The 23,140-nt window shown below is 48.2% G+C and carries 26 protein-coding genes; 16 read left to right on the forward strand and 10 right to left on the reverse strand.

The features are described from left to right. Nucleotides 1-181: 181 nt before the first annotated feature. Nucleotides 182-1,480 carry an MFS transporter gene (locus MTO69_RS15380; protein WP_248335280.1) on the forward strand — a complete coding sequence of 433 codons (1,299 nt, stop codon included), beginning with the start codon at nucleotides 182-184 and terminating at the stop codon, nucleotides 1,478-1,480. Nucleotides 1,481-1,656: 176 nt separating this feature from the next. On the opposite strand, the gene MTO69_RS15385 is transcribed toward MTO69_RS15380, so the two are convergent. From MTO69_RS15385 to MTO69_RS15395, 3 genes are all read right to left on the reverse strand, one after another. After that, nucleotides 1,657-1,899 carry a hypothetical protein gene (locus tag MTO69_RS15385; protein ID WP_248335282.1) on the reverse strand — a complete coding sequence of 81 codons (243 nt, stop codon included), beginning with the start codon at nucleotides 1,897-1,899 and terminating at the stop codon, nucleotides 1,657-1,659. 38 nt (nucleotides 1,900-1,937) lie between these two features. Beyond that, complete coding sequence (locus tag MTO69_RS15390) at nucleotides 1,938-2,153, reverse strand: DUF3820 family protein (protein ID WP_248335283.1); 216 nt, start codon at nucleotides 2,151-2,153, stop codon at nucleotides 1,938-1,940. Nucleotides 2,154-2,245: 92 nt separating this feature from the next. Next, nucleotides 2,246-2,599, reverse strand: a complete 354-nt coding sequence (locus tag MTO69_RS15395) for a helix-turn-helix domain-containing protein (protein ID WP_248335285.1) — start codon at nucleotides 2,597-2,599, stop codon at nucleotides 2,246-2,248. A 251-nt stretch (nucleotides 2,600-2,850) separates the two neighbouring features. On the opposite strand from MTO69_RS15395, the gene MTO69_RS15400 reads away from it, so the two are divergent. Continuing rightward, nucleotides 2,851-3,819, forward strand: a complete 969-nt coding sequence (locus tag MTO69_RS15400; protein WP_248335287.1) for a hypothetical protein — start codon at nucleotides 2,851-2,853, stop codon at nucleotides 3,817-3,819. A 35-nt stretch (nucleotides 3,820-3,854) separates the two neighbouring features. On the opposite strand, the gene MTO69_RS15405 is transcribed toward MTO69_RS15400, so the two are convergent. Then, nucleotides 3,855-5,021, reverse strand: a complete 1,167-nt coding sequence (locus MTO69_RS15405; protein ID WP_248335648.1) for a D-alanyl-D-alanine carboxypeptidase family protein — start codon at nucleotides 5,019-5,021, stop codon at nucleotides 3,855-3,857. A 191-nt stretch (nucleotides 5,022-5,212) separates the two neighbouring features. Then, nucleotides 5,213-5,569 carry an NADH:ubiquinone oxidoreductase gene (locus MTO69_RS15410; RefSeq protein WP_248335289.1) on the reverse strand — a complete coding sequence of 119 codons (357 nt, stop codon included), beginning with the start codon at nucleotides 5,567-5,569 and terminating at the stop codon, nucleotides 5,213-5,215. 471 nt (nucleotides 5,570-6,040) lie between these two features. On the opposite strand from MTO69_RS15410, the gene MTO69_RS15415 reads away from it, so the two are divergent. Beyond that, nucleotides 6,041-7,204 (forward strand): threonine/serine exporter family protein, encoded by a 1,164-nt coding sequence (locus tag MTO69_RS15415; protein ID WP_248335291.1) that lies wholly within the window; start codon nucleotides 6,041-6,043, stop codon nucleotides 7,202-7,204. An 83-nt stretch (nucleotides 7,205-7,287) separates the two neighbouring features. Here the strand turns inward: MTO69_RS15415 and MTO69_RS15420 are convergent, their stop codons facing one another. After that, nucleotides 7,288-7,491 carry an alternative ribosome-rescue factor A gene (locus MTO69_RS15420; RefSeq protein WP_248335649.1) on the reverse strand — a complete coding sequence of 68 codons (204 nt, stop codon included), beginning with the start codon at nucleotides 7,489-7,491 and terminating at the stop codon, nucleotides 7,288-7,290. Nucleotides 7,492-7,874: 383 nt separating this feature from the next. Here MTO69_RS15420 and MTO69_RS15425 point away from each other — a divergent pair, with 383 nt between their 5' ends. The 3 genes from MTO69_RS15425 to MTO69_RS15435 all read left to right on the forward strand — a co-directional run bounded on the left by MTO69_RS15425 (nucleotide 7,875) and on the right by MTO69_RS15435 (nucleotide 9,226). Then, nucleotides 7,875-8,084, forward strand: coding sequence for a cold-shock protein (locus MTO69_RS15425; protein ID WP_038204438.1), 210 nt, complete (start codon nucleotides 7,875-7,877; stop codon nucleotides 8,082-8,084). Nucleotides 8,085-8,154: 70 nt separating this feature from the next. Continuing rightward, complete coding sequence (locus MTO69_RS15430) at nucleotides 8,155-8,694, forward strand: YaeQ family protein (protein WP_248335293.1); 540 nt, start codon at nucleotides 8,155-8,157, stop codon at nucleotides 8,692-8,694. Continuing rightward, nucleotides 8,687-9,226, forward strand: a complete 540-nt coding sequence (locus tag MTO69_RS15435; protein WP_248335295.1) for a hypothetical protein — start codon at nucleotides 8,687-8,689, stop codon at nucleotides 9,224-9,226. The genes MTO69_RS15430 and MTO69_RS15435 overlap by 8 nt, the downstream gene beginning before the upstream one ends. Nucleotides 9,227-9,261: 35 nt before the next feature. On the opposite strand, the gene hmpA is transcribed toward MTO69_RS15435, so the two are convergent. Beyond that, a complete protein-coding gene (gene hmpA, locus MTO69_RS15440) occupies nucleotides 9,262-10,437 on the reverse strand; it encodes an NO-inducible flavohemoprotein (protein ID WP_248335298.1) in 1,176 nt (391 codons plus the stop codon). 250 nt (nucleotides 10,438-10,687) lie between these two features. On the opposite strand from hmpA, the gene norR reads away from it, so the two are divergent. From norR to MTO69_RS15485, 9 genes are all read left to right on the forward strand, one after another. Beyond that, a complete protein-coding gene (gene norR, locus MTO69_RS15445) occupies nucleotides 10,688-12,277 on the forward strand; it encodes a nitric oxide reductase transcriptional regulator NorR (protein WP_248335300.1) in 1,590 nt (529 codons plus the stop codon). A gap of 88 nt (nucleotides 12,278-12,365) precedes the next feature. Next, nucleotides 12,366-12,725, forward strand: coding sequence for a glutaredoxin family protein (locus tag MTO69_RS15450; RefSeq protein WP_248335302.1), 360 nt, complete (start codon nucleotides 12,366-12,368; stop codon nucleotides 12,723-12,725). Between the two features lie 22 nt (nucleotides 12,726-12,747). Next, complete coding sequence (locus MTO69_RS15455; protein ID WP_248335304.1) at nucleotides 12,748-13,365, forward strand: HAD family hydrolase; 618 nt, start codon at nucleotides 12,748-12,750, stop codon at nucleotides 13,363-13,365. An 87-nt stretch (nucleotides 13,366-13,452) separates the two neighbouring features. Next, the gene (locus tag MTO69_RS15460) at nucleotides 13,453-14,073 is read left to right on the forward strand and encodes an NAD(P)H-dependent oxidoreductase (RefSeq protein WP_248335306.1); all 621 of its coding nucleotides are present in this window, start codon (nucleotides 13,453-13,455) and stop codon (nucleotides 14,071-14,073) included. Next, nucleotides 14,070-16,004 (forward strand): monovalent cation:proton antiporter-2 (CPA2) family protein, encoded by a 1,935-nt coding sequence (locus MTO69_RS15465; RefSeq protein ID WP_248335308.1) that lies wholly within the window; start codon nucleotides 14,070-14,072, stop codon nucleotides 16,002-16,004. Before MTO69_RS15460 ends, MTO69_RS15465 begins: the two co-directional genes overlap by 4 nt. 119 nt (nucleotides 16,005-16,123) lie before the next feature. After that, the gene (locus MTO69_RS15470; protein ID WP_432715661.1) at nucleotides 16,124-17,464 is read left to right on the forward strand and encodes an MATE family efflux transporter; all 1,341 of its coding nucleotides are present in this window, start codon (nucleotides 16,124-16,126) and stop codon (nucleotides 17,462-17,464) included. 195 nt (nucleotides 17,465-17,659) lie between these two features. Beyond that, nucleotides 17,660-18,583 carry a DMT family transporter gene (locus MTO69_RS15475; RefSeq protein ID WP_248335312.1) on the forward strand — a complete coding sequence of 308 codons (924 nt, stop codon included), beginning with the start codon at nucleotides 17,660-17,662 and terminating at the stop codon, nucleotides 18,581-18,583. Between the two features lie 71 nt (nucleotides 18,584-18,654). Next, nucleotides 18,655-19,536, forward strand: coding sequence for a DMT family transporter (locus tag MTO69_RS15480; protein ID WP_248335314.1), 882 nt, complete (start codon nucleotides 18,655-18,657; stop codon nucleotides 19,534-19,536). Nucleotides 19,537-19,596: 60 nt separating this feature from the next. After that, nucleotides 19,597-20,196, forward strand: a complete 600-nt coding sequence (locus MTO69_RS15485) for a glutaredoxin domain-containing protein (RefSeq protein WP_248335316.1) — start codon at nucleotides 19,597-19,599, stop codon at nucleotides 20,194-20,196. A gap of 102 nt (nucleotides 20,197-20,298) precedes the next feature. Here MTO69_RS15485 and MTO69_RS18885 read toward each other — a convergent pair whose 3' ends face one another. The 3 genes from MTO69_RS18885 to MTO69_RS15495 all read right to left on the reverse strand — a co-directional run bounded on the left by MTO69_RS18885 (nucleotide 20,299) and on the right by MTO69_RS15495 (nucleotide 22,081). Next, nucleotides 20,299-20,433, reverse strand: a complete 135-nt coding sequence (locus tag MTO69_RS18885; protein WP_282567531.1) for a hypothetical protein — start codon at nucleotides 20,431-20,433, stop codon at nucleotides 20,299-20,301. Between the two features lie 80 nt (nucleotides 20,434-20,513). Continuing rightward, nucleotides 20,514-20,864 carry a hypothetical protein gene (locus MTO69_RS15490; RefSeq protein ID WP_248335318.1) on the reverse strand — a complete coding sequence of 117 codons (351 nt, stop codon included), beginning with the start codon at nucleotides 20,862-20,864 and terminating at the stop codon, nucleotides 20,514-20,516. A 38-nt stretch (nucleotides 20,865-20,902) separates the two neighbouring features. After that, on the reverse strand, nucleotides 20,903-22,081 hold the full coding sequence (locus tag MTO69_RS15495) for a multidrug effflux MFS transporter (protein WP_248335320.1): 1,179 nt from the start codon (nucleotides 22,079-22,081) through the stop codon (nucleotides 20,903-20,905). Between the two features lie 114 nt (nucleotides 22,082-22,195). Here MTO69_RS15495 and MTO69_RS15500 point away from each other — a divergent pair, with 114 nt between their 5' ends. Further along, a complete protein-coding gene (locus tag MTO69_RS15500; protein ID WP_248335322.1) occupies nucleotides 22,196-23,080 on the forward strand; it encodes a LysR family transcriptional regulator in 885 nt (294 codons plus the stop codon). The last annotated feature ends 60 nt before the right edge of the window (nucleotides 23,081-23,140 follow it).

Below are 23,140 nucleotides of genomic sequence, written 5' to 3' on the forward strand. Positions count from 1 at the left end.
CATTTGCCAAGCCCAAAGTAATGGCATTTTAAAGTTACTAAATCTTCGGAATAGGAATACTCCCGTCGATTCAACAACGCTGCGCTGGGTGGCAACTTAAACAAGATCTTAAGTTGATGATTGATAGCGTTAATGAACTTATTTCGACCAACACTCGTACACATGAAGTTGGAGGATACCAATGAAACTCAACAGTACGACACTCTACCAAAGGCTCTCAAACGAGGAAGATGCGCGGGCATGTACTGGAATCTCCGACTCTGCTTGTCGAGAAGTTCCGGGCAATTTCTTTAAAATCCTCATCGCTCAGTTAAGCACCAAGCTAGCAGACTCATTCACCAGTAGCAAAGTCGTGCTCCCTTGGCTACTTACCTCCGCTGGCGCTCCCGCTTTTTTCACCGCGCTCTTGGTTCCTATTCGTGAATCTGGCTCTCTGATCCCGCAACTGCTATTAGGTGGAATCGTCCGCCAACTTCAGCAGCGCAAGCAGTTTTATGTCATCGGGTCACTCTTGCAGGGGGCGGCTGTTGCTTTAATGGCGGTTTCCGCTATTCAACTAGATGGCGCGACACTGGGTTGGACGATTGTCGCGTTGCTGATTGTTTTCTCTCTTAGCCGAGGGCTCTGCTCTATTGCGAACAAAGATGTACTCGGAAAAACCATTCCTAAAGCTCGGCGCGGTCGCCTAAATGGTCTAAGCGCCAGTCTGTCGGGCGTCATTACAATACTGATCAGTGGCGGCATACTGGTGTCGGAGTATGAGTCGATTAACTTTATGGTTGCCATGTTGGTCATTGCTAGCCTTTGCTGGCTGATCGCTGCCATCTGTTTTGCGCTGATTGTTGAATATGGCGGCGCCACTGAAGGTGCTGGCAACGGATTTAGAATCGCAATAAGCAATCTCAGTCTTTTGCGCAGCGATACTCAATTCCAACGCTTTGTCGTGATACGTGCGCTATTGATGAGTTCTGGTCTCGCCGCTCCCTTTATTGTGTTACTTGCTACGCCTCATATTGATGTAAGCGGTGCTGTGCTATTTGTGATACTGACAGGATTAGCTAACTTGGTCAGTGGTCTGTTCTGGGGGCTACTCGCCGATCGCAGTAGTCGCTATGTGTTGTTGCTCACCGCGGCGCTGTCCGCCATTATTTTTCTGTTCACAGTACTCTTTCAAACAATCATTGAACCAAACTTGTCATCTAAGGGGAGCTTAGCCGTTTACCTTTTGATGTACTTTTTTCTCGCGGTGACACATCAAGGGGTTCGTTTGGGGCGAAAAACTTACCTGGTCGACATGGCCGACGGCAATCAGCGTACCGACTACGTGTCGGTGAGTAATACGGTCATTGGTTTTCTCCTATTGATATACGGCCTAGTGAGCGCGGCCGTTGCACAATGGGATATCACCGCGGTACTGGTGCTATTTTTATTAAGTAGTGGCTCTGCGTTTATCGTGGCATTGAAACTCAAGGAGATTTAATCTATGTCCGCATTTGACCCTCAGGAGTTTTACCAATGGTTGGAGCAACGCAATCCCTACCAGATGGAGTTTAATCAAGCTGGACATGCGGCCTGAATGATCCAAACTTATGCTTTAAACTCGTAAAAAAGTGCTCTGAAAAGCTGATAGACAATAGGATGGTTTACTGTCGTTGATTATTGGGTTTGATGAGCCGCTTTTTTCGCCAATTGCTGCATCGCCTCGGCGAACGTTGTGCTTCCGCCTTTAGGTTTAACCTGCACGACCTTATAACCCATTTTTTCTAACTCTTGGCGCTCTGCTAATACTGCCTTATCATCGGGCTGACTGCCCTGAGCAGGCTGATGTATGTAGCATCCATCAAGTTGCCCATCTTCGACCAATTGATGATGCCTAAGCGTATTGAGATCTACTTTCATCGTATGCCTTTTACTTATGATTGAACATGTTGGGATAGCTACATTCGCTTTAAAGGCTTAACCACACTATCAAGCCCTTCGATTTTTAACGCTAAACATAGCTTGAGCAGATCGCCAAGTTCGCCGTTAGGAAATCCCTTTTTATCAAACCAAAGCAAGTATTCTTCGGGTAGGTCGATAAGCACTCGACCCGCATATTTACCAAACGGCATCTGCATACGTGCGAGTTTAAGGAGGTTTTCTTTTTCAAGCATGACGGTGTTCTTTTAACCCTGAATGGAGCTCGGTAGGATAGCACCGAATGTCGTGGTTTCGTAACCATTAGCACCGATTTAATGGAGGGCATTTAAGAAGGAATGACAGTATGCGCATACTCAACCACCACTTGATTACCTTCAATGTAGGCATTTTGAATTTCACCATCGACCGTCATTCGGCTTTGTAGGTAGACCACTTTAGGGCCATGTTGCTCAGCCTCTTTGAAAGAAGGAAACACGTCTTTAGGCTCAAGACGCAACAGACGGCAAAACTGGCTGGCGAACGACATGGTTATTGGTTTTTCACCACGCAGCAATTGAGAAAACGCTAATTGGCTCATTCCGAGCTTTTTGGCAAACTCCATTTGCGTTAAGCGCATTTTTGATTTCTGCGACATCCAAGTTTGGTATAAGGCCTCTCTGTCTTTATCAGTAAATTCCATGTTCATCCCCCTATTTAATTTGTTGGATGAATTGTCGGTATTTTCATTGCTAGAGTGTCAGAGAGCGGTAAATCAAAGTCATAGCAATGTTGGGACTCATGGTGAATGTTGCTTCATCAAGCGGTGAGAAAACACAAACGGGGGCACTTGCCAGCCACAGTGACAAATCATGACAATCTTGCCAACAAGTGATGACAGAGATGTTTTTCTCGCCACGTTACACTGCTGACATCAACAACGAGGATGAGATTATGAAAAGAATTGCGCTGCTTTTTGCTCTGAGCCTGTTTTCATCACAAACATTGGCCGAAACAACACCTGATTTTGTCAACCTACCGACCAGTCAGCTCTCTGATTATTTGGACACTTTCAAGCACCAACAGCAGTCGGTGTGGTTTGACTATCGAGGTCAACGTTATCCTCTACAACTGGTCGATATTAGCGAGGGAGCGCTGTTTGTGCGCTTTGAACAAGGGCTATTATGGATAGACTTTGACTTTGAGACCGGCCCTGGGGCAAGCGTGTTAATGTTGCAAAATGCCCCACTAGACCAAGACCCACGCCAACTATTTGGACGCAGCGAAGATATCTGGGTGTCATCACAAGTGAGGGTAACCGAACAAGGGGACAACTTTTTGTACCAAGGTCAAATGCGCCTGAATGGTTCCCCCAGCGAACCATTTCAGTTGAGCATGAACGAGTCGCTTGTTTCAGCAGGTACTAGTGAGTTTACGGTCCAAGGGAACCAAGCACTGCTCGCTGGAGAACTGGGCACCAACACCTACCTGCAGCTCAGCAAGTTGGTCAAGCAGCAACCACAAGTCGATACGATTGTGATTCAATCCGTATACGGTTCTCTAAATGACGAAATCAACATGCATACTGGTCGTCTACTGCGTCAATCTGGGCTGAATACTGTCATTCCGCGCGATGGATTCGCCTACTCGGGCGGTGTTGATCTGTTTGTTGCGGGTGTAAAACGCAACGTCGAGCCGGGTGCGAAAGTTGGCGTACACTCTTGGTGTTGTATCGAGGGGGTAACTGCGGCAGACTTACCTCGCAACGATCCAGCACACCACGATCAATTGGTTTATTTTAATCAGATGCTGGCCGAGAAAGGCCGCGAATTCTATTACTACACCTTACACGCCGCGCCTTATGATGGCATCCACGAAATGAGTGATGACGAAATCAACGAATTCTCGTTGATCACTAAGTAGAAAAAGCGGATGCACTTGGCATCCGCGATTCACATTTACAACCAACCGGAAATTAGGCGTTTGAACCAGTCAATGATTTTCTTAAACACGCCCGCTTCTTCAACATCCTGCTGAGCAACGAGGTCGACGCTGGCAACGGTTTTATCTTCCAAGCGATAAATCACGCGGCCTACTACGTCGCCTTTGCCAATCGGTGCAACCAGCTCACTGGAATACTCGAGTTCGGCGCTGATTTTGTCACTGTCGCCCTTGGCTATGGTGAGCAACACAGGGTCGGCGACCCCCACTGGCAAGGTATCTTGTTTGCCCATCCACACCCGAGCTTCAGCTAAGGTATCATCAACACTAGATGGGGAAACCGTATCAAAGAAGCGAAAACCATAGCTGAGCAACTGCTTACTCTCCGACTCTCGGCTCTTGGTGCTGCTCGCTCCCATGACTACCGAGATCAATCGCATTTCACCCTGGGTTGCCGAGGTGGCTAGACTGTATCCGGCGCCACTGGTGTATCCGGTTTTCATCCCGTCGACATTCATGCTTCTATCGCGCAACAGGCCGTTACGGTTGTACTGAGTAATCCCGTTGTAGGTGTACGAAGTTTCGCTGTAGAGCGGGTAGATATCAGGCAAATCTCGAATGATCGCCTGACTTAACAAGGCGATATCTCGCGGCGTTGAGTAGAGCTCATCACTATCCAAACCATGTGGGTTGGCGTAGTTGGTATTGTTGAGCCCTAAATTTTTTGCCCAACTATTCATCAAACCGACAAATGCCCCTTCGCTACCCGCGACATGCTCTGCAATCGCGACGCTGGCATCGTTACCCGACTGAACAATCAAGCCTCGGTAGAGATCCATCAATTTTACGTCGGTGCCGACTTCAATAAACATCTTGGACGAGTCAGGAAAGTTTTTCGCCCAGGCGTTGCGGCTAATGCGCACCTGATCATCGAGTGAAATGTTACCTCGGTTAACCTCCTGACCTGCCACATAGGCCGTCATCAATTTAGTTAAACTGGCCGGGTTAAGCTTAGTATCGGCGTTCTTCTCGACTAAAACCTCACCGGTATGATAGTCGATCAGAATATAGCCCTTCGCACCCAAAGTCGGTGGGTCTGGAATGATGGTTGGGGCAGCGTTAACTGCCAATGAGAGAGAAAGTGTCGAAAATAGCGCTGAGAATTTTAGTAAACGCAAAATCATGATGTGCGACGTCTCACTGTTAGTGTTGATAAACTCCCCCAGTATAGACAAGCAACAGAGAGTTTCAGCCATTCTGAAATCAATCGTTACTATTCACTAGGAAATATTCATTGGGAAAACTGAAGCTGCGCTGAGCACACATAAAAAAAGCCAGTGGACGTCCACTGGCTTTTTTCAAGAAATTGTCGAATCTATGCCGCTTTAGGTGTTTTGCGCTTTGTCACTAGTTTATCGCGGTATGCGAACCAGACGTAGGTCGCGACGATAGAGAAGAACAAGTAAGACAACGCGAAAACAAATGGAGAACTGATTAATTCTTGAGATAGGCCCCAAGCAACACCAGCAACGGTCACGGCGATTTTGGCAAAGAAGCCACAAATAAGTAGCACGAGTGCTAACTGAGGGAAGCGACTACTTCTGAACGCCAGCCAGTAGCAGCTACCAACGGCCAGAGTTGAAATGTATAGGCCTAGCAAAAATGAGTGTAGGTGCTCAGCAGATGCAATACCTGCGGTAATTGAAATGATAAACAGAAAAAACAGCTTCATAATCCGCCTCGCTTTTGAACTTTAGAAAAGCTTCCTTTCAAATTTGCAAACTCATTTTTCACATATTTTCGCTGATCATAGAGTGAATTCAAGCATCATTTTATGTCTATTTATTAACCAACTTAATGACCACCTTGAGATGTAAAATATTTGTTAAACACTTAATAATCAAAAACTATTGAACTCAAGCAATCGCGCAGTTTGTGCGCAATCAGACAGCGTTACTTGTTACAACAAAACAACAAATGCAACACTATGAAACAATCTATTTTTGTGATCTAAGTCAAATTTATGCAGGGCAATGACAGTCAAAACTGCACGGTGAAATCTAAGTTTCCACAAATCCATTTATCATCAACAGAGAGCAGTGCAAATAATGTGTGAAGTTAGCCACTGTTCAGTCGTTTGTGTCTCGAATTCCAACTAGCTGTTTGCTATTTTCGCGCCACCTCAATTTACCAACAAACACTCATGCCCTCCGAGTACCGAATTAAAAAGATCGTAGAGATCGGCGACACGCTTCATCGCAGTGGTTGTGCGCCCTATAAACTGGAAAAATACACTCAATACTATGCCCGCAAGCACGGTGTTGATGTGATGATTCAAGCAACGCCAACCACCGTCAACTATCAGTTCCCAGATGACAACAACGCCGTGGTGATGAAGCGTCATCAACCCGCATCGATTAACTTGAGCCTATTGGCCAATACCATTATTCGCATCAATCAACCCAGTAGCGAGCCCGTACCTGAGCCAGTCGGTTATCCTAAATGGGCCATTGCACTGGCGAATATCGCCATACCACCAGCGTATTTGATGCTGGTCGGGAGTACACTCGAAGCGATTTACTTCGCCGCTTTCCTGGGCTTGGTTGTATGGCTGACGCAGCAAGTGTGCCGAGGACGTCGCGCGATTGCGGCGGAATTTTTAGCCGCATTACTCACCGGTATTTTGGTGGCATTTTTCTCCAGCACCGGAATCGCTATCCCAATTTGGGCGCTGTGCATCGCGGCCATTGTTTTGTTTGTGCCCGGTTTGTCAATTGCCAACTCACTGGAGTGCCTAGCCTTTAATGATCTGGTCTCCGGCACCAGTTTGCTTGGTCAAAGCGCGCTAAGTTTGATCAAGTTGTTTGTCGGTATCGTGATGGGATTGAATGTCGGTGAGGCGATATGGGGGCAAGCGGAGTCGCTCAAATATGTCAATGAAGTCCCCACCTGGCTCCATGTATCTGGACTGTTTTTGATTTCTATTTCATTGAGCGTAATCTTTAATGCCAGACCGACCGACATTCTGCTCGGGCTTCCTGTGGCAGCGCTTGGGATGTGGGGGCCATTCTATCTAGGCTTTGACAGCGGTTGGGTTGTGGGAACTTGGGTCACCACAGTGCTGATCACCCTGTACGGCACTTGGGTCGCGAAGAAGATGGCACTAACTGGCTCGATTTATATCGTGCAAGGAATCATCATTTTGGTACCGGGCAGCCGTGTACTAGTGAGTGCGGGGCAATCGGTGTTCGAGCAATCGATTTTACCGATACCGAGTATCGGTCTTTCTGCGCTGTTTATGTTCTCGGCCATCGTCGCCGGTCAAATTACCGCCTATTCGATCTATTCGCCGCAAATCGAGCGCTAACGTTACTTAAACGATCACCAACTTCTAACCAAAGTGGTTTAAGGTAAGAAAATAAATAAGAGCCCTATTCAAACATCGCTTGGCTAAGCGGCTTTTGAATAGGGCTCTTTTCCCTTGTGTTTCATGTTGCGTTGGTAACTGCCTTTTCCTTTTTTCGCTTTTTCTACTCTGGCTCTAAACAGCTTGCTTGTTACCATCGCTTTGAGCGCATTGTCTTTGACTTCTCCGCGACCAATGTCCACTTTTAGCTCAACACTGGATTCAATCACTGTGTTGCGCTTGTTCATTTTTGCCATACGGCCTCCACATTGTTACTTTCACAAGTCGGTGAATATTGAGTGAAAACCCAATAAATCTTGGCGTGATACGCCTCTCACCGAGCGGCTAAATGTTACACCATTTTTACCCAAATCAGTAATATTTTCGAAACCCTACTTAGCGCAAATTTTTAATGAAAACACCCATTAAAACCGAACATAGTCCCTTATTTTTATTGACTTAGTTGCACTTCGCTTTAGACTGGATCGCAGCTAGAAAACGGTACTTGTTTACTTCCACCGTTCCGTTAGATGACTTGTATATCTGCCGTAACGTCGTGCGCAATAGCAATCTCCTTTTCCACGCTATCGATGCCGTATGGCTTTTACAAGATTTATCAAGGATATACATTATGTCTAACACAGTTACTGGTACAGTAAAATGGTTCAACGAAACTAAAGGTTTCGGTTTCATTCAACAAGAAAACGGTCCAGACGTGTTTGCACACTTCTCTGCAATCACTGGCGACGGTTTCCGTACCCTAGTAGAAGGCCAAAAAGTTGAGTTCGTCGTATCTCAAGGTCAAAAAGGTCCTCAAGCTGAGAACATTAAAGTACTTTAATTCTTGAGTACTAAAGATTTACAATAGCCAGCTTTCTAGCTGGCTATTTTTTTACTTATAAGAAGCACTTATGGCGCTCAAACCCACTATTTACAAATTTCGTATTTCGCTGTCGGATACCAACCGCGATCTCTACGATTCAACGCAGCTGACCGTAGCTCAGCACCCTTCAGAAACTGTCGAACGCATGATGGCGCGAATTATGGCTTATTGTGTTAAGTGGCAACCAAATTTGGCCCTCACCAAAGGGCTATCAACCACCGACGAACCCGACTTGTGGATCAAGTCGCTCGATGACCAGATTGAGCTTTGGGTGGATATCGGTGAGCCATCACTCGACCGGGTAAAAAAAGCTTGTCGCTTGGCTAAACAAGTCGACATTTTTTCGTTTAACTCTAAATCAGATGTATGGTGGGAGCAGACCAAAAACAAGGCTCATCAGTACAGTGCATCTTTTTATCGTTTCGACAGCCAAGCCATCGAAGCACTCGCGCAGGTTGTCGCCCGAACCATGGATTTATCGGTAATGATCACCGGTGATAGTTTGTTTGTCGATTGTGAACAAGGGTCATTTGAAGTTCAGCTGACCACCTTACAGAGCCATGACTAAACTCAATCACTACTTGCAACAGATTGGTGCTGAGCAATGGCAGCCTGTTTGCGATAGTGTTTCGCTTTACCAGCAGTTCTGCCAGCAACATTCCCCACTGTTTGAGCGCGCATTGCAAGCAAAACCGGAGGTGGAACCGCTGCAACACTTATTAGGTGTGTTAACTAAAGCCCATATTGAAGCAACACAATTGGTTAGTGCTCATAGCGATTCTGCGGCGGCGATGCATCAAGCGTTACACAGCAACCTCGGCGAGCATAGTGAAAAGTTCACCAACCAAGGCACGGCTAATCTGGCTTTAGTGACCCACCTTTGGCTGTACCTACAAGGCTACCTGAAGATGGACTTTAGCTTGGCCAATGACCATGCCCTCGCCAGTGCCACCTTGATAAATCAGGTCACGCAACAAGACGTGCAACAGCTAAGAACTCAATTTCTAGCCAGCTTTTATCAAGGGGATCAGAGTTCAGGTCCACGAGAGTCTGTTGGCATACTGCAACGCCTCATGATGTGGTTTTCAAGCAAACACTAAAAAAGGCCCTCGGGCCTTTTTATTTAGATTAGCGTTTACAAATAGGTGTGAGGACCAAACACCTCATAGTGAATGCGCTCACGCTCCACACCAAGCCCCTCTAACTGACGAACCACTGATTCCATAAAACCAATCGGTCCACACAGATAAAAATCCGCTTTCTGCAACGGCAATTGCTTAGCCACTAAGTTGATGTCCATTTCCCCGGAAAAATCCGCACCACTTTGATTCAAGTACCATGTGTAGTGCTGCCAACCTTGCTGCTCCACTATCTGCTTGGATTCTTGCTTAAAGGTGTGCTGCTCAGCGCCATTGCAAGCGTAGAGCAAGCTAACCTCTTGCTTTTTGCTATCCGCAAGCGTCTGCATCATAGCTTGAATAGGGGTAATACCAACACCTGCAGCAATCAACACCACAGGTTGAAGCTTCTCGCGATAAATAAAATCACCGGCTGGCGGGTAGAGATTCACCACATCGCCAGTTTGCACTTCATCGTGTAAGTAATTCGACACCAATCCAGCGAACTCACCGCATTCGCGCTTAACAGAAATTCGGTAGTCTTTCCCATTTGGCTTCTGCGACAGTGAGTATTGGCGAATCTCTTTGTAGTCACAACCAGTCGGTTTGAGTTCAATCCCGATGTATTGACCTGGTTGATAATCGAGTACCGCCCCACCATCTTCAGGCTGCAGCACAAAGCTGGTAACAAATTCAGATTCGACCTGCTTACTTTTGACCACAAAACGACGCGCATTCTGCCAGCCACCGACTGCCTGTTTGCGCTGTAAATAGAGCTCTCCTTCTCGATCGATAAAGATCTGCGCCAAAAATAGATACGCTGCGGTCCATGCCTCCTCGACCTCAGCAGTAAAGGCATCAGCCGCCAACTCACGCAGCGTCTCTATCAAATGGTGACCAACGATCTGGTACTGCTCGGGTTGAATGTTAAAGCTAGTATGCTTGTGAGCAATACGTTCGACCGCTGCAGTTAATGCTGCTAGGTTTTCAATATTTTTGGCATAAGCGGCGACGGCTTCAAATAAGGCCACACTTTGACGCCCGGTCTGCTGATGCGTCATGTTAAAAATGTCTTTCAGCTCAGGGTTGTGGCTAAACATGCGCTGATAGAAGTGCTGAGTGAGTGCTGGACCTGCAGACTCTAGTAACGGAATGGTGCTTTTTACCACTTCAATATGTTGGTTGTTAAGCATCTTCAATCTCTCCTCAAGGTGTTGCATTTATCGTAGTTTTAGTTGTTTATCAGAGCACAATGCATGCCAACTGCAAAACACCCCTAAGCCATTGGGTTTACTCACTAAAGTGACAAGAAAACGTGTCAAATTGACAACTCAATATAATGTCAATTTGACATCATTAGGTTGTATTACCTTGTACTTTGTGGTTAATTTCACAACAGCCTCGCCTGCTACTGGCCAATCAGCACACTCACTTGGAATGACTATGCAAGACATCTCGGTATCCACGTTAATTGACATGACCATCGGCCTTGCCCGTGGAGACAATGATCAAGACAGATTTAACAACCTTCTCGATGCCATTCGTAAAGCCATTCAGTGCGACTGTGTAGCACTACTTTCGTTGCAAGGCGACACCTTAGTTCCCTTGGCAATGCAAGGGTTGACTCGTGATACCTTGGGGCGTCGATTTATAGTAGCCCAACATCCTAGGTTTGCGCGTATCTGCGCCTCGAAAACGGCGGTTAGATTTGACGCAGACTGTGAATTACCCGATCCATTCGACAATTTATTGCTCGATTACGATGGCGATCTGCCAATGCATGCCTGTATGGGCTTACCTTTGTACTACGCCGACCGACTATTAGGCGTGCTGACCTTAGACAGCTTGACTCCGGGCGTTTTCGACCAGTTTCCCCATCGCAGTTTAGAGGCATTGTCGGCCATCGCCGCCTCTACGCTCAAAGTCGCACTGACCGTCAGCCAGCTTGAGCAGCAAGCTCGGCAAACCCAACAACGTTTTGAGGAGCTGAATGAAGAAGCATGGGAGCGAGATGGTGGAGAGATCATCGGGAATAGCCCGGCGATGCAAGCGCTAAAGAGTGACATAGATGTTGTCGCCCCCTCAAACTTCAATATTCTCATCCATGGTGAAACCGGAGTGGGGAAAGAGCTGGTCGCGCGCAGCTTGCACCACTTATCTCCAAGACGAAAGCAGCCGCTGGTTTACGTGAACTGTGCGGCGATTCCCGAGAATCTGGTTGAAAGCGAGCTGTTTGGTCACGTTAAAGGCGCATTCACTGGAGCAGACAAATCTCGCCTAGGTAAGTTTGCCTTGGCCGATGGTGGCACTCTATTTCTTGACGAAATTGGTGAGCTTCCTCTTGCTGCGCAAAGCAAGATTCTGCGCGCTTTACAAAACAACGAGATTCAACCGGTTGGGCAAGATAAGGTCGAGACGATTGATGTGCGAGTATTGGCTGCCACCAATCGCGATCTAAAACAGGAGATCGAACAAGGTCAGTTTCGCGCTGACCTCTACCACAGATTAAGTGTCTACCCTATATCAGTACCACCGCTCAGACAGCGAGAGGGTGACATCGTCTTGCTAGCGGGGTATTTCCTCGAACAAGCACGGCGAAAGTTAGGGATTGTCCAGCTTAAGCTTGGCAAAGAGGCGCAGTTATTGCTCTCGCGCTACAACTGGCCAGGCAATGTGCGTGAGCTTGAGCATGTGATCAATCGCGCCGCACTCAAAGCACGCGCGCGAAGTCAGCAAGGAAAACTGACCACCGTCTCTGTTGAAGACATCGGCGAGCTTCATTCGATTGAACCTCTGACTAGCGCCACATCGCAAAGGAAACGATTGAGTGAAGAGACGCACTCACCAACATTGGGGCTAAGAGAAGCCACCGATGCCTATCAGCGCCAATTGGTGCTCGATGCGCTCACCGACGCCAACTTCAATTGGGCTCAGGCGGCAAGGCAACTAAAGAGTGATCGCGCTAACTTAACGCGATTGGCCAAGCGCCTAGGTATTCAAGTCACGACACAACATCGCGTTAAGCTCGAGTGAGTTTGCTGTACCGAAATGATCACATCTCAGCTACAATGCGTATCCCAAAAACAACAATCGTTAAATTGCTCAACAATATAGGATGGTCATGAAATTTATCCGTTGGTTCTTAGGACGCGTGATCCTACTGCTTAACTTTGTCTTTTCCCCAAGTGGCGTTAAACGCTCCGCGCAAGCGCAGCAAGAAGTGGATGCTAAAGCGCAATCGCTCGCTTTGTATCAGTTCGAAGCTTGCCCTTTCTGTGTCAAAGTTCGCCGCGCACTAAAACGCCAATCAGTGAACATCGAACTGCGCGACGCAAAAAATAATCCAACTCACCGCGCAGAGTTAGAAGCCGGTGGTGGTAAAGTGAAAGTCCCTTGCCTAAGAATAGAGAAAGGTGACCAGGTCGAGTGGATGTATGAATCTTCAGACATCGTCGCTTACCTAGAAAAAGAGTTCGCTTAACACAGCTATTCGGGAGCGATTTATGTCTTATGTGCCACTTGCCGCCGAGCAGATCAAAGCGATAGTGTTTGATCTCGATAACACGCTAGTGACATCAGATATGAATTTCTCTTGGTTGAGAGAGCAAATCGGCTGTCCACATGATAGCGACTTGCTCTCTTTTGTTGAGCAGATAGAGTGCGAACTCGCCGCCAAACGCGCACATCAGATGATCCTCGATCACGAAATCGACGACGCCCAATCGTCTAAACCGATGCCAGGGTGTCACTCACTGCTCAATTTCATCACCCATAACCAACTGCATACTGCCGTCATCACTCGCAACTGCGCGCAAGCGGCTCAGAAAAAAATCAAACATAATCAGCTGGATATCGCTCGAGTCATCAGCCGCGAGCACTTTCCACCCAAACCTGCCCCAGATTCGTTGCTTTTTCTCGCCAATGAGTGGCGTTTGCAGCCGCACCAGATGCTGTATGTCGGCGACTATCTGTACGACCTGCAAGCGGCGTTCAACGCCGATATGCCCTCTTGTTTAGTCACCCATGGTAAACATACGCCGTTTCTTGATCAGGCTTCTCTGGTGGTGGACCATTTACACGACTTAGAAACCTGTATCGCGCAATCGAGAAACTCTAACTAAACTAAAGTCTTATCGACGAGTTATGTGGTGATTTTTTGGCCTCTGTGCCACAATGAACGCTGGTCTTAACTCGGTTATGAGACGCTTATGGAATCAAGCAAAGTCCTGGTGTTGTATGCGCATCCTTCGCCACACCGCTCCGAAGTCAACAAGCAGCTATTTCGCGCCGCCAAGCAGATCGACGGTGTGACTGTCGTCGATCTTTATCATGAGTACCCGACTTATCACATTGATATCGATAAAGAGCAGCAACGCTTGCGCGAGCACGATGTGATAATTTTTCAGTTCCCGCTCTATTGGTATTCCACTCCAGCCATCTTGAAAGAGTGGCAAGATTTAGTGCTCGAATATGGCTTCGCTTACGGCCACGATGCCAACGCGCTGCACGGAAAACTCTTTTTCTGCTCACTGTCTGCTGGGGGTAAGGCCGATGCCTATCAAAGTGATGGCTACAACCACTTCACTATTCGCCAACTACTCTACCCACTCGAGCAAATGGCCTCACTCACTGGTATGACTTACCTCGCTCCTTTTGCGCTGTTTGGTGCTCGAACCGCCAAAGAAGATGGCCGGATTCAATTGCACGTTGAGAAATGGCGCCGACTTCTGCGAGCCCTTGTCGCTGGACAAGTGGATATTGAGCAAGCCAATCAAGTGGACAAACTCAACCACTATGTGAAACAGCATTTGATGGGAGAAGAGCGATGACCCTCTATTTTGTCCAAGCTTTTATCTATCTGATCGCCGCCGTTATCGCCGTGCCTATTGCCAAGCGACTTGGGCTCGGCTCAGTCATGGGCTACCTTATCGCAGGGGTAGTGATCGGCCCGATTATCGGTTTAGTCGGAGAAGAAGCGACAACTATTCAGCATTTTGCCGAATTTGGCGTGGTGATGATGCTGTTTTTGGTTGGCCTTGAACTCGAACCCAAAATGCTTTGGTCGATGCGAATGCGTCTACTCGGCTTAGGCGGCCTGCAAGTTGGGGTGACGGCAATCGCGGTGATGTCAATCGCGATGTTTTTCTCTCAGCCGTGGAGCATCGCACTGGCGATCGGTATGATTTTCGCTCTCTCCTCCACTGCCATCGTATTGCAGACCTTTAACGAAAAGCGCTTGACCAAAACCGAAGGAGGCCAAAACGCTTTCTCGGTGCTGTTGTTCCAAGACATTGCCGTCATCCCTATGCTGGCCTTTATTCCCTTATTGGCCCTCCCAGAGTTGGTTGAGCAAGCCCAAGCAGGTGCCAGTGAACTGGCCGCCCATCACGATGAGCTCAGCCTAGTCGCCAACCTGCCGGGCTGGGCCTATGCAGTGGTGATCGTCGCTTCCATCGCAGCCTTAGTTGTTGGCGGTCATTACCTCAGCCGACCACTGTTTAAATTTGTCGCCAGCTCTGGACTGCGCGAAATATTTACCGCGACTGCACTGATGTTAGTGATTGGTATTGCCGCGTTAATGAGTTTGGTCGGGCTCTCTCCGGCATTGGGTGCCTTCCTCGCTGGGGTGGTGCTGGCGAACAGTGAGTTCCGCCACGAGCTAGAGTCCAACATTGACCCATTCAAAGGATTGCTGTTGGGGCTGTTTTTTATCACGGTTGGCGCGAGCATCAATTTTTCGATCTTGTTCGAGCACTTCTTCCTTATCATGGGCTTAACCCTTGGGGTCATGCTGCTCAAGGCGTTGATACTGTTCATTCTTGGACTGGTATTTCGAATCAAAGGCAGTAACCGTTGGCTGTTCACCCTGAGCTTGGCGCAAGCCGGTGAATTTGGCTTTGTATTACTGAGCTTCACGGTACAAAACCATGTTATTCCGCCTGCAACGGCTCAGATCTTACTGCTGGTCGTCGCGTTGTCGATGTTCCTAACACCAGGCCTGTTTATCCTTTATGACCGTGTGTTGCTGCCGCGTTATCAAAACAAGTCTAATCAGCAAGAAGCCGACACCATAGAAGAACAAGGTACAGTGATCATTGCTGGTATTGGTCGTTTTGGTCAGATAGTCAATCGACTTTTGGTCGCCAATGGCGTGCACACCGTGGTTCTGGATCTGCAAGCCGCCCAGGTTGACTTAATGCGTCAAATCAACACCAAAGCCTACTTCGGTGACGCCAGCCGTCCTGATCTATTGCATACCGCTGGGATTGAAGAAGCAGCCATGCTGGTCATTGCGATTGATAACCGCGAAACCAGTGTCGAATTGACTAAATACGTCAAACACACCTATCCGCGGGTAAAGGTTCTCGCGCGCGCATTTGACCGCGGACATGGGTATTTGCTTCGCCAAGCAGGAGCAGACATTATCGAGCTCGAAACTTACCACTCTGCATTAGAGTTAGGCGCTCATGCAATGCGCACACTCAACCACCATCCATTTTTGGTCGAACAGCAGAAGAATGCTTATAAAGAAGTGGAACGGCAGCAGTCCGACATTCTTTACCAGGCATGGGAAGACGATGCGCAAGGCGAAAGGTTTGATAACAACTATCGCAAACTGTTTATCAATCTTGAGCAACAAATCCATCAGGCCATCAGCCGTGATCGCAGCGATGGCCATGAGGCAGGCGAGAGAGGCTGGACACCACCACCTAAAGGTTATGCCGACGATCTGCAACAAGAGGACACCTCGCAAAGATAAAACTGCTCCGCCCCCTTGAAAAACAACCAGGGCGGTACGATGTTGTATGTATCGAAATAACCGAGGCTCAAAAGGCCTCGGTTGTTCATTTCACACTAGAGAAAAACCCTAACGGTGGCATGGCTATGACAAATTCCTCCTCGCCTTCCTCTTTGAGGCAGCAACTGTTTACGATGACTTGGCCGATGCTGTTTGGCGTGTTGTCTTTGATGAGCTTTCAATTGGTAGACAGTGCGTTCATTGGTCAACTTGGGGTATTACCGCTTGCCGCTCAGGGCTTTACCTTACCGATTCAGATGATCATCATCGGCATTCAGGTTGGCTTAGGTATCGCCACCACTGCGGTGATTGCGCGAGCGATTGGCGCGGGCAAAGAGCAGTATGCCAAACAACTTGGGGGATTAGTGGTCGTAATGGGCAGTTTTGGTGTTGCCTTGATTGGGTTGATTCTCTACCTATTGCGCGAGCCGATCTTATTGATGCTTAGTGCGCCGCAAACGGTCTTACCCATCATCGATAGCTACTGGATTTACTGGTTAATTAGCGCCTGGACTGGCGCAGTACTCTATTTTTTCTACAGTCTGTGCCGAGCCAACGGCAACACCATGTTGCCTGGTACCATGATGATGGTCACCAGTGCGCTCAACCTAGTGCTTGATCCCCTGTTTATCTTTACGTTCGATTTGGGCATTAACGGTGCCGCCATGGCGACCATTCTCGCCTTTGGTATTGGCATTTTGGTTGTCGCGCCTAAGGTTGCCCGCAAACAGTGGATGAGCTTTGATTGGCACGCTCTCAATATCGCTGACAGTGTCCGCTCGATTGGTCATATTATGGGCCCGGCGATGGTCAGTCAGCTACTGCCCCCGCTCTCATCGATGTTAGCCACCAAGTTACTCGCCAGCTATGGAACCGCTGCTGTTGCCGCGTGGGCGTTGGGCTCTCGTTACGAATTTTTCGCCATCGTGGCCGTATTGGCCTTAACCATGTCGATGCCACCGATGATAGGCAAACGCCTCGGCGAGAACAATTTGGCCGATATTCGCAAACTGGTCGCCATCGCAGTCCAATTTGTTCTGGGCTTCCAACTTCTCATCGCGCTGATCACCCTTTTGAGCTCAGGACTCCTGGCCGATTTGATGACCAGCGAAACACAAGTCGGGACGATTCTGAACTATCACTTGATGGTGGTGCCTTTTAGCTTAGGACCACTTGGTATATGTATGTTGATGGTCTCCATCGCCAACGCACTCGGAAAATCATACACCGCATTAACGATTTCTGCGCTGAGGCTGTTTGCTTTCTTCTTGCCATGTTTATGGTTGGGCTCTCAGCTTGGCGGTATCCAGGGGCTATTTTGGGGCGCTTTCATCGGCAACCTGTTGGCCGGATTTGTGGCTTGGTGGATGTATCAAAAGGCGCTTAAGCAAATAGAGCAAAAACAAGGTGCTTACGCCTAATCGTGGATTGCAATCTATGCCGTATGCGGTTAGGCTAAAATTTCACCACTTAGGAATCACTATGAACACTTACGTTACCTACCTTTGGCTGCTCCTCTCATATACCTGTAGCCGGTAGGTAATCCTGTGCCTGGCTACGAGATGCGTAGCCAGACCACTCTTCTCGTAGCTTTTAATTGTAAGGATACGAGATCTATGACCGAACACGCTCAGCCGGTTAATTCCACTACCTCCACAGTCTCGCAAGTCGGCGTACTTCTTGCTTTGGCAGGCTGCTTATTATTCTCCATCAAACCTGTTTTGATTAAGCTCGCCTATCAATACGGTGGCGACGCCACATCAATCATGTCGCTGCGTGCGTTTAGTTCCCTGCCACTCTATTTATTGACCCTAATCTATTTGTGTCGCAGCAGAGTACATCGCCACAAGGTTCAACAGCACGGCTTTAAGGCGGCGCTTATTGGTGTCATGGGCTACTACTTTGCGAGCTACCTTGATATCGCCTCACTGCAATACATTTCAGCTCAACTGGAACGTCTACTTATCTTCTTGTTCCCCTCCTTTGTCGTGTTGATTTCATGGGCATTTCACGGCGAAAGACCAACGGTTAACGTGCTGCTCTCTGCATTGGTCGGCTATCTTGGGATCAGCTTTATTGTCGCCCACGATGTCAGCAACTTAGGTGACAGCGTCATCCTTGGCAGTTTACTGGCCATCACGTCTGCCTTTGTTTTTGCGTTTTACTTGGTGTGGAGTAAACCGTTGATTACTCAGATGGGCAGCTCGCTATTTACCAGCATCGGCATGGGCAGCGCAGGGCTCGCAATCTTAGTTCACCTATTACTAAGCGGCGTGTCCATTGATTCTTGGAGTAGTGAGTTAATCACTCTAGGTATCGCACTTGGCATTTTTTGCACTGTCCTGCCCTCGTATTTGGTCGCCGCAGCCATGGCTCGATTAACCCCGACGACCCTCAGTTTGACCAATAACATCGGGCCCGCCATCACAGCAGGATTCGCCGTCGTAGTATTGGATGAACTGTTTACAGGGTGGCATGCATTGGGTCTTGGTTTAGTGGTGGTGTCAGTCTATACATTGAACCGAAAATCAACGCGATAGACAGATCTGTGATGATCTTCAGCGAATAAGCACGTATGATTCAGGGCACTTATTTTTTACTCGTTGCTATCATGTCTGCGCATCATCACCATCCTGTTCAAGGGGCTAGCTGGATGCTTACCGCTGGCCTCGCCTTTGCTGTGGTTAACAGCCTAGCTCAAATCGCCAGTATTCGTTTTGGCCTCTCTTCTACCACAGTCGCACTTGTCCAGTACGCGATTGCGCTGGTCGTCATTTTGCCCTACCTAACGACCCTGGGTATTAGACGCTCTTTAAGAACCGAGCATCTCGCGATGCATATCTTTCGCGTGTTTCTCTCGGTCATTGGTATTCAGCTTTGGCTTTGGGCTCTGGCTTATCCGGTCCCTATTTGGCAAGGCATTGCACTGCTGATGACCTCGCCGCTATTCGCCACCATAGGATCTGGTCTATTTTTAAAAGAGAAAGTGGGCGTCGTGCGTTGGGGAGCCACCTTGATGGGATTTGTCGGTGCCATGATCATCTTAGAGCCCTGGGCTGAGAACTTTAGCTGGGCAGCGCTATTGCCGGTCGGTGCGGCTTTCTTTTGGGCCTGTTACTCACTGATGGTGAAAAAGCTGTCGGCTCATGACTCCCCTTCAACCATGGTGGTTTATCTGCTGGTGCTGATCACACCGTTCAATCTGTTGCTGGCGCTACCGGATTGGCAAACTCCATCCGGACTCGACTTATGGCTGGTACTGGTCGCAGCAGGCGCGATGACCGCCTTAGCGCAGTGGGCAATTGTTAAAGCGTATTCCGTCGCCGATGCGTCATTTGTCCAGCCTTTTGACCACGCGAAGCTGCCGCTCAATGTCCTGGCAGGCTGGCTGGTATTTAGCTGGGTACCGCCAGGGCGGTTGTGGCTGGGCGCGGCTATCATTATTGCTTCTGTGGCATTCATTACTCATTGGGAAACAAAAAAGTCGTCTTAGTGAAAGATATTGCGCGTTACTTCGTTCTAATGAGTCATAGTATTTAATGGAGATAACTCTATGGCAGATCCAATCAAGATAACCCTTTATCGATGGGCAGGCAGTTGGGGCCCGTTTAAAGTTAAGATTCCTTGTGGTGAATGTACCTTGACCAAAGACATTCTAAAGGATGTGTTTGATAACGAGTTGTCCGACATCGACGTTGAGCTTGAAGTCAAAGATTGGTTATCACATTGGTGGGAGCCACTGAAAGCAGGCGCTTGGCATGCGCCGATTGTGATGGTCGAAGGCAAAGTCATTAGCCAAGGTGAAGCCCTTAACCGTGGCGTGCTGGTGCAATCTGTGATTGCCGAGTGGACCAAACGCGACAGCTTAAAAGGCAATATTGTCTATGGCAAAGCGACCTGCCCCTATTGTGTCAAAGCTAAGAAAATGCTCGATGAAGCGGGCATCGACTACCGATACCATGACGTGGTCAAAGACAGCGCAGCGCTGTATCGGATGATCCCGGAAGTGAAAGCGATTATTGGCGAGAAAACGCCAGTGACGGTGCCACAAATCTGGCTTGATGGACACTATATCGGTGGGTCAGATAACCTTGCAGCCTGGCTAGAAGAGAAGGGACTGCACAAAGTACCTGATAACGTTATCGCGTTATAACCATGAAAACCACAAAGCCCCGCGATGTCGCGGGGCTTTGAATCATGCCAGTCAGAATTTAGTGACATTCAAGCTGGCCAAAATCCGTTTCACAAACAGCGATTAGTGGCCGATCTTTTTCATCATACGCTTGATAAAAGAAGTCTTTTTCGCCTTAGGCTTACCATAAAGCGCATCATGCATCGCTTGTTTAGCGATCATTTGACCAAGGTATGCATTGCCTAGTTCGTTATTCATGAGTCTCTCCTCGATAATTAGGAGTGTGATTTTAATCACAAATAAAACAAAAGCAAGAGATTGATCACACTAATGCATTTTTAGCTACGCTTAGGTTGCTGATAAGTCTTACCCGCGGCTTGATAGGTTTCTTTGCGTTTAACGTCAAACATCACTTCAAAGAACCAAGCGACAAAACGAATGACGTCATCCCCTTCATCCATTACGTGTTCCACGTACTCTTGCTCTTCACCCTGCTCATTTTCTTGCAAGGTCACATGGTAAATACGCTTGGTACCGTCTACTTCTGCCAATGCAAACTGACCGGTTAATGACTCAGCCGCCTCGGCGACTTCCTGGTCTTGACACTCTTTTAGCAGTGCTAGCGCCTGAGGCAAGTTCTCTTGCTCACATAAAGACATAACCAGTGCTGAAAATTGGTTGTATTCCATCTGAATTCTCTCATCTGAATAATTGCGCGCATTGTACGTCAAGCGAACTCTTGTTGCACACTGTGTTTCAATCTCGAGCTGAGGAGCACCAAACTCATGAGCAACGCACAGACCAAATAGAAGAGCCCCATCGCTGTCGGACTATCAACCCAATTTTCGACAAGATAGCCGCCAAATAATCCAGCGAGGCACATTTGAATCGAGCCAGAGAGCGCTGAAACTGCGCCCGCTTTGCGCTTGTGCGGCTCTAACAACATGCTAATTGAAATCGGAAACGACAGCCCTTGAGCCACCGCAAGCAAGGTAAAGGGTGCGACTAGGTTGACCAAGGTCATCGGCGCCAATAGCAGCCACATCCCTGCTGTCACGATAAGCATGATCGACAGCGCCAAAATTTGTCTCGCGGAAAAAGAGCGATTGAGCATATTCAGCGTCACACTGCCAATCATCAAGCCTGCTGATGGAATAATCATAATCGAGCCATAATGCCCAGCGGTTAAGCCCAGTTGATGTTGCAACAAGAACGGCATCACCGATAGCGATACCAAGCTCGCTAGATAGCTTATCCAATTGTAGCTAGCGCTCGACAGCACTTGGCGATTAGTGATGAGTTCACCATAGTTGGCCATTACTTGGGTCAAGCTAAAGCGAGATTTACCGTAAGTCATGGTTTCAGGCAGCACGAAATAGCCCAAAGTGAAAATCGCGACCAAGTAGATCAGCACGAACACAAACACCGATTGCCAACCCAAGTAGAACGCCAGCCACCCGCCCAAAACCGGAGCCAGTATCGGCATGATCGATGCGGTAACAGAAATATACGAGAGCGCTCGAGTTAGCTGCGCGCCGTCATAACTATCACGAAGCACACTGCGGCCAAGCACTGAGGCACTGCCTGCACCTAGCCCCTGTAAGAGTCGCCCCAAGATAAGCAGTTGCAATGAGCTGGCAAACAGCAAGCAAATGGCGGTGCCCAACAAATATATCCCTTGTCCGAGGATAAACACCGGACGACGACCAATCGCATCAGAAAGTGGCCCATAGAACAACTGCGATGCGCCAAAGCCAACCAAGAACAAGGTAACCAGTAGCTGCACGTCGGCTTGGCTGGCAGAGAGCGTTTGGCTAATCAGAGGCAGTGATGGCAGGTAGATGCTAACGCCCACTTGCCCTGTGGCAATGATCATCATCGCCAATAACATCGGCGTTTTCTTCATCGCGGCTCTCCTCTGATTAATCGATTAGCAACCAGTTTAGATTGACCACTACCAAATGATAATATAGCGTTTTGGAAAGTAATTAATTCCAAGCAAGAATCAATTGGAGGGCGTATGGATTGGATACAGAGCGTGCAAAGTTATATTCGTGTCGTCGATGAAGGAAGCTTCAATGGCGCCGCGCGCAAACTCAATACCACCAGCTCTGCGATTAGCAAGCGCATACATTGGCTCGAAGAGCGAATTGGTGTACAGCTGCTAAAGCGCACTACCCGCTCCGTCACACAAACCGAAGCGGGGGCGCTGTTTTATCAGCGAGCCAAGGTGCAACTCGATGGCTGGCAGTCCATCGTCGATGAGACACGCTCGGTCTCTCAAACCCCGGCGGGATTGTTAAAAATTGGCGCTACCCTAGCGGTTGGCTCCAAGTTTTTGGTCCAGTATCTCAATGACTTTCTGCAAATGTACCCAGAGATTCGTATTCAACTGATCACCACCACGCCGGGCCAATTGCCTACGTTGAGTCTCGACCTATTTATCAGTCGAGAAATAGAGCAGCTCAACTCGCTAAGCTTTAAGGCAACGCCACTATTTGAGCACCGCTCTGGTTTCTACGCCTCGCCTGGCTATATCGAAAAGTATGGAGAGCCGACTGAAGCCAAACAGCTCACCGAGCACAACATGTTGGTCTGGGGGGAGAGAACCCAACGTGAAATAACGCTCACCAACGGCCAAAAACTCAATTTGAGTGGTAACTTCGCCACTACCAACCCAGAAGCGCTGTTTTATGCAGCAAAAAGCGGTATGGGAGTATTGTTGAGTAACGATGTGATGATCAAAGAAGACTTAAAATCCGGTGCGCTCAAACCGATACTTAATGGTATCACTGCTGATGAAGCGACTGTTTTCGCCTACTACCCTAAGCTCGATTATCAACACACGCGTACCCAACTCTTTCTCGACTACCTCAAACAGCGCCTTAAGCAAGAACAAGGGTAACTCAGTCGACGTAACGTAATCGCCGTTTGCAATGTTATGCGACTGGTACCATATTTAATA

Source organism: Vibrio sinaloensis (assembly GCF_023195835.1).
In the GTDB taxonomy this organism is placed as follows: domain Bacteria; phylum Pseudomonadota; class Gammaproteobacteria; order Enterobacterales; family Vibrionaceae; genus Vibrio; species Vibrio sinaloensis_C.

What these genes read in the sequence shown, in the direction of transcription:
- MTO69_RS15380 (WP_248335280.1), top strand. Translation starts at nt 182, where the DNA reads ATGAAACTCAACAGTACGACACTCTACCAAAGGCTCTCAAACGAGGAA.
- MTO69_RS15385 (WP_248335282.1), bottom strand. Translation starts at nt 1,899, where the DNA reads ATGAAAGTAGATCTCAATACGCTTAGGCATCATCAATTGGTCGAAGAT.
- MTO69_RS15390 (WP_248335283.1), bottom strand. Translation starts at nt 2,153, where the DNA reads ATGCTTGAAAAAGAAAACCTCCTTAAACTCGCACGTATGCAGATGCCG.
- MTO69_RS15395 (WP_248335285.1), bottom strand. Translation starts at nt 2,599, where the DNA reads ATGGAATTTACTGATAAAGACAGAGAGGCCTTATACCAAACTTGGATG.
- MTO69_RS15400 (WP_248335287.1), top strand. Translation starts at nt 2,851, where the DNA reads ATGAAAAGAATTGCGCTGCTTTTTGCTCTGAGCCTGTTTTCATCACAA.
- MTO69_RS15405 (WP_248335648.1), bottom strand. Translation starts at nt 5,021, where the DNA reads ATGATTTTGCGTTTACTAAAATTCTCAGCGCTATTTTCGACACTTTCT.
- MTO69_RS15410 (WP_248335289.1), bottom strand. Translation starts at nt 5,569, where the DNA reads ATGAAGCTGTTTTTTCTGTTTATCATTTCAATTACCGCAGGTATTGCA.
- MTO69_RS15415 (WP_248335291.1), top strand. Translation starts at nt 6,041, where the DNA reads ATGCCCTCCGAGTACCGAATTAAAAAGATCGTAGAGATCGGCGACACG.
- MTO69_RS15420 (WP_248335649.1), bottom strand. Translation starts at nt 7,491, where the DNA reads ATGAACAAGCGCAACACAGTGATTGAATCCAGTGTTGAGCTAAAAGTG.
- MTO69_RS15425 (WP_038204438.1), top strand. Translation starts at nt 7,875, where the DNA reads ATGTCTAACACAGTTACTGGTACAGTAAAATGGTTCAACGAAACTAAA.
- MTO69_RS15430 (WP_248335293.1), top strand. Translation starts at nt 8,155, where the DNA reads ATGGCGCTCAAACCCACTATTTACAAATTTCGTATTTCGCTGTCGGAT.
- MTO69_RS15435 (WP_248335295.1), top strand. Translation starts at nt 8,687, where the DNA reads ATGACTAAACTCAATCACTACTTGCAACAGATTGGTGCTGAGCAATGG.
- hmpA (WP_248335298.1), bottom strand. Translation starts at nt 10,437, where the DNA reads ATGCTTAACAACCAACATATTGAAGTGGTAAAAAGCACCATTCCGTTA.
- norR (WP_248335300.1), top strand. Translation starts at nt 10,688, where the DNA reads ATGCAAGACATCTCGGTATCCACGTTAATTGACATGACCATCGGCCTT.
- MTO69_RS15450 (WP_248335302.1), top strand. Translation starts at nt 12,366, where the DNA reads ATGAAATTTATCCGTTGGTTCTTAGGACGCGTGATCCTACTGCTTAAC.
- MTO69_RS15455 (WP_248335304.1), top strand. Translation starts at nt 12,748, where the DNA reads ATGTCTTATGTGCCACTTGCCGCCGAGCAGATCAAAGCGATAGTGTTT.
- MTO69_RS15460 (WP_248335306.1), top strand. Translation starts at nt 13,453, where the DNA reads ATGGAATCAAGCAAAGTCCTGGTGTTGTATGCGCATCCTTCGCCACAC.
- MTO69_RS15465 (WP_248335308.1), top strand. Translation starts at nt 14,070, where the DNA reads ATGACCCTCTATTTTGTCCAAGCTTTTATCTATCTGATCGCCGCCGTT.
- MTO69_RS15470 (WP_432715661.1), top strand. Translation starts at nt 16,124, where the DNA reads ATGGCTATGACAAATTCCTCCTCGCCTTCCTCTTTGAGGCAGCAACTG.
- MTO69_RS15475 (WP_248335312.1), top strand. Translation starts at nt 17,660, where the DNA reads ATGACCGAACACGCTCAGCCGGTTAATTCCACTACCTCCACAGTCTCG.
- MTO69_RS15480 (WP_248335314.1), top strand. Translation starts at nt 18,655, where the DNA reads ATGTCTGCGCATCATCACCATCCTGTTCAAGGGGCTAGCTGGATGCTT.
- MTO69_RS15485 (WP_248335316.1), top strand. Translation starts at nt 19,597, where the DNA reads ATGGCAGATCCAATCAAGATAACCCTTTATCGATGGGCAGGCAGTTGG.
- MTO69_RS18885 (WP_282567531.1), bottom strand. Translation starts at nt 20,433, where the DNA reads ATGAATAACGAACTAGGCAATGCATACCTTGGTCAAATGATCGCTAAA.
- MTO69_RS15490 (WP_248335318.1), bottom strand. Translation starts at nt 20,864, where the DNA reads ATGGAATACAACCAATTTTCAGCACTGGTTATGTCTTTATGTGAGCAA.
- MTO69_RS15495 (WP_248335320.1), bottom strand. Translation starts at nt 22,081, where the DNA reads ATGAAGAAAACGCCGATGTTATTGGCGATGATGATCATTGCCACAGGG.
- MTO69_RS15500 (WP_248335322.1), top strand. Translation starts at nt 22,196, where the DNA reads ATGGATTGGATACAGAGCGTGCAAAGTTATATTCGTGTCGTCGATGAA.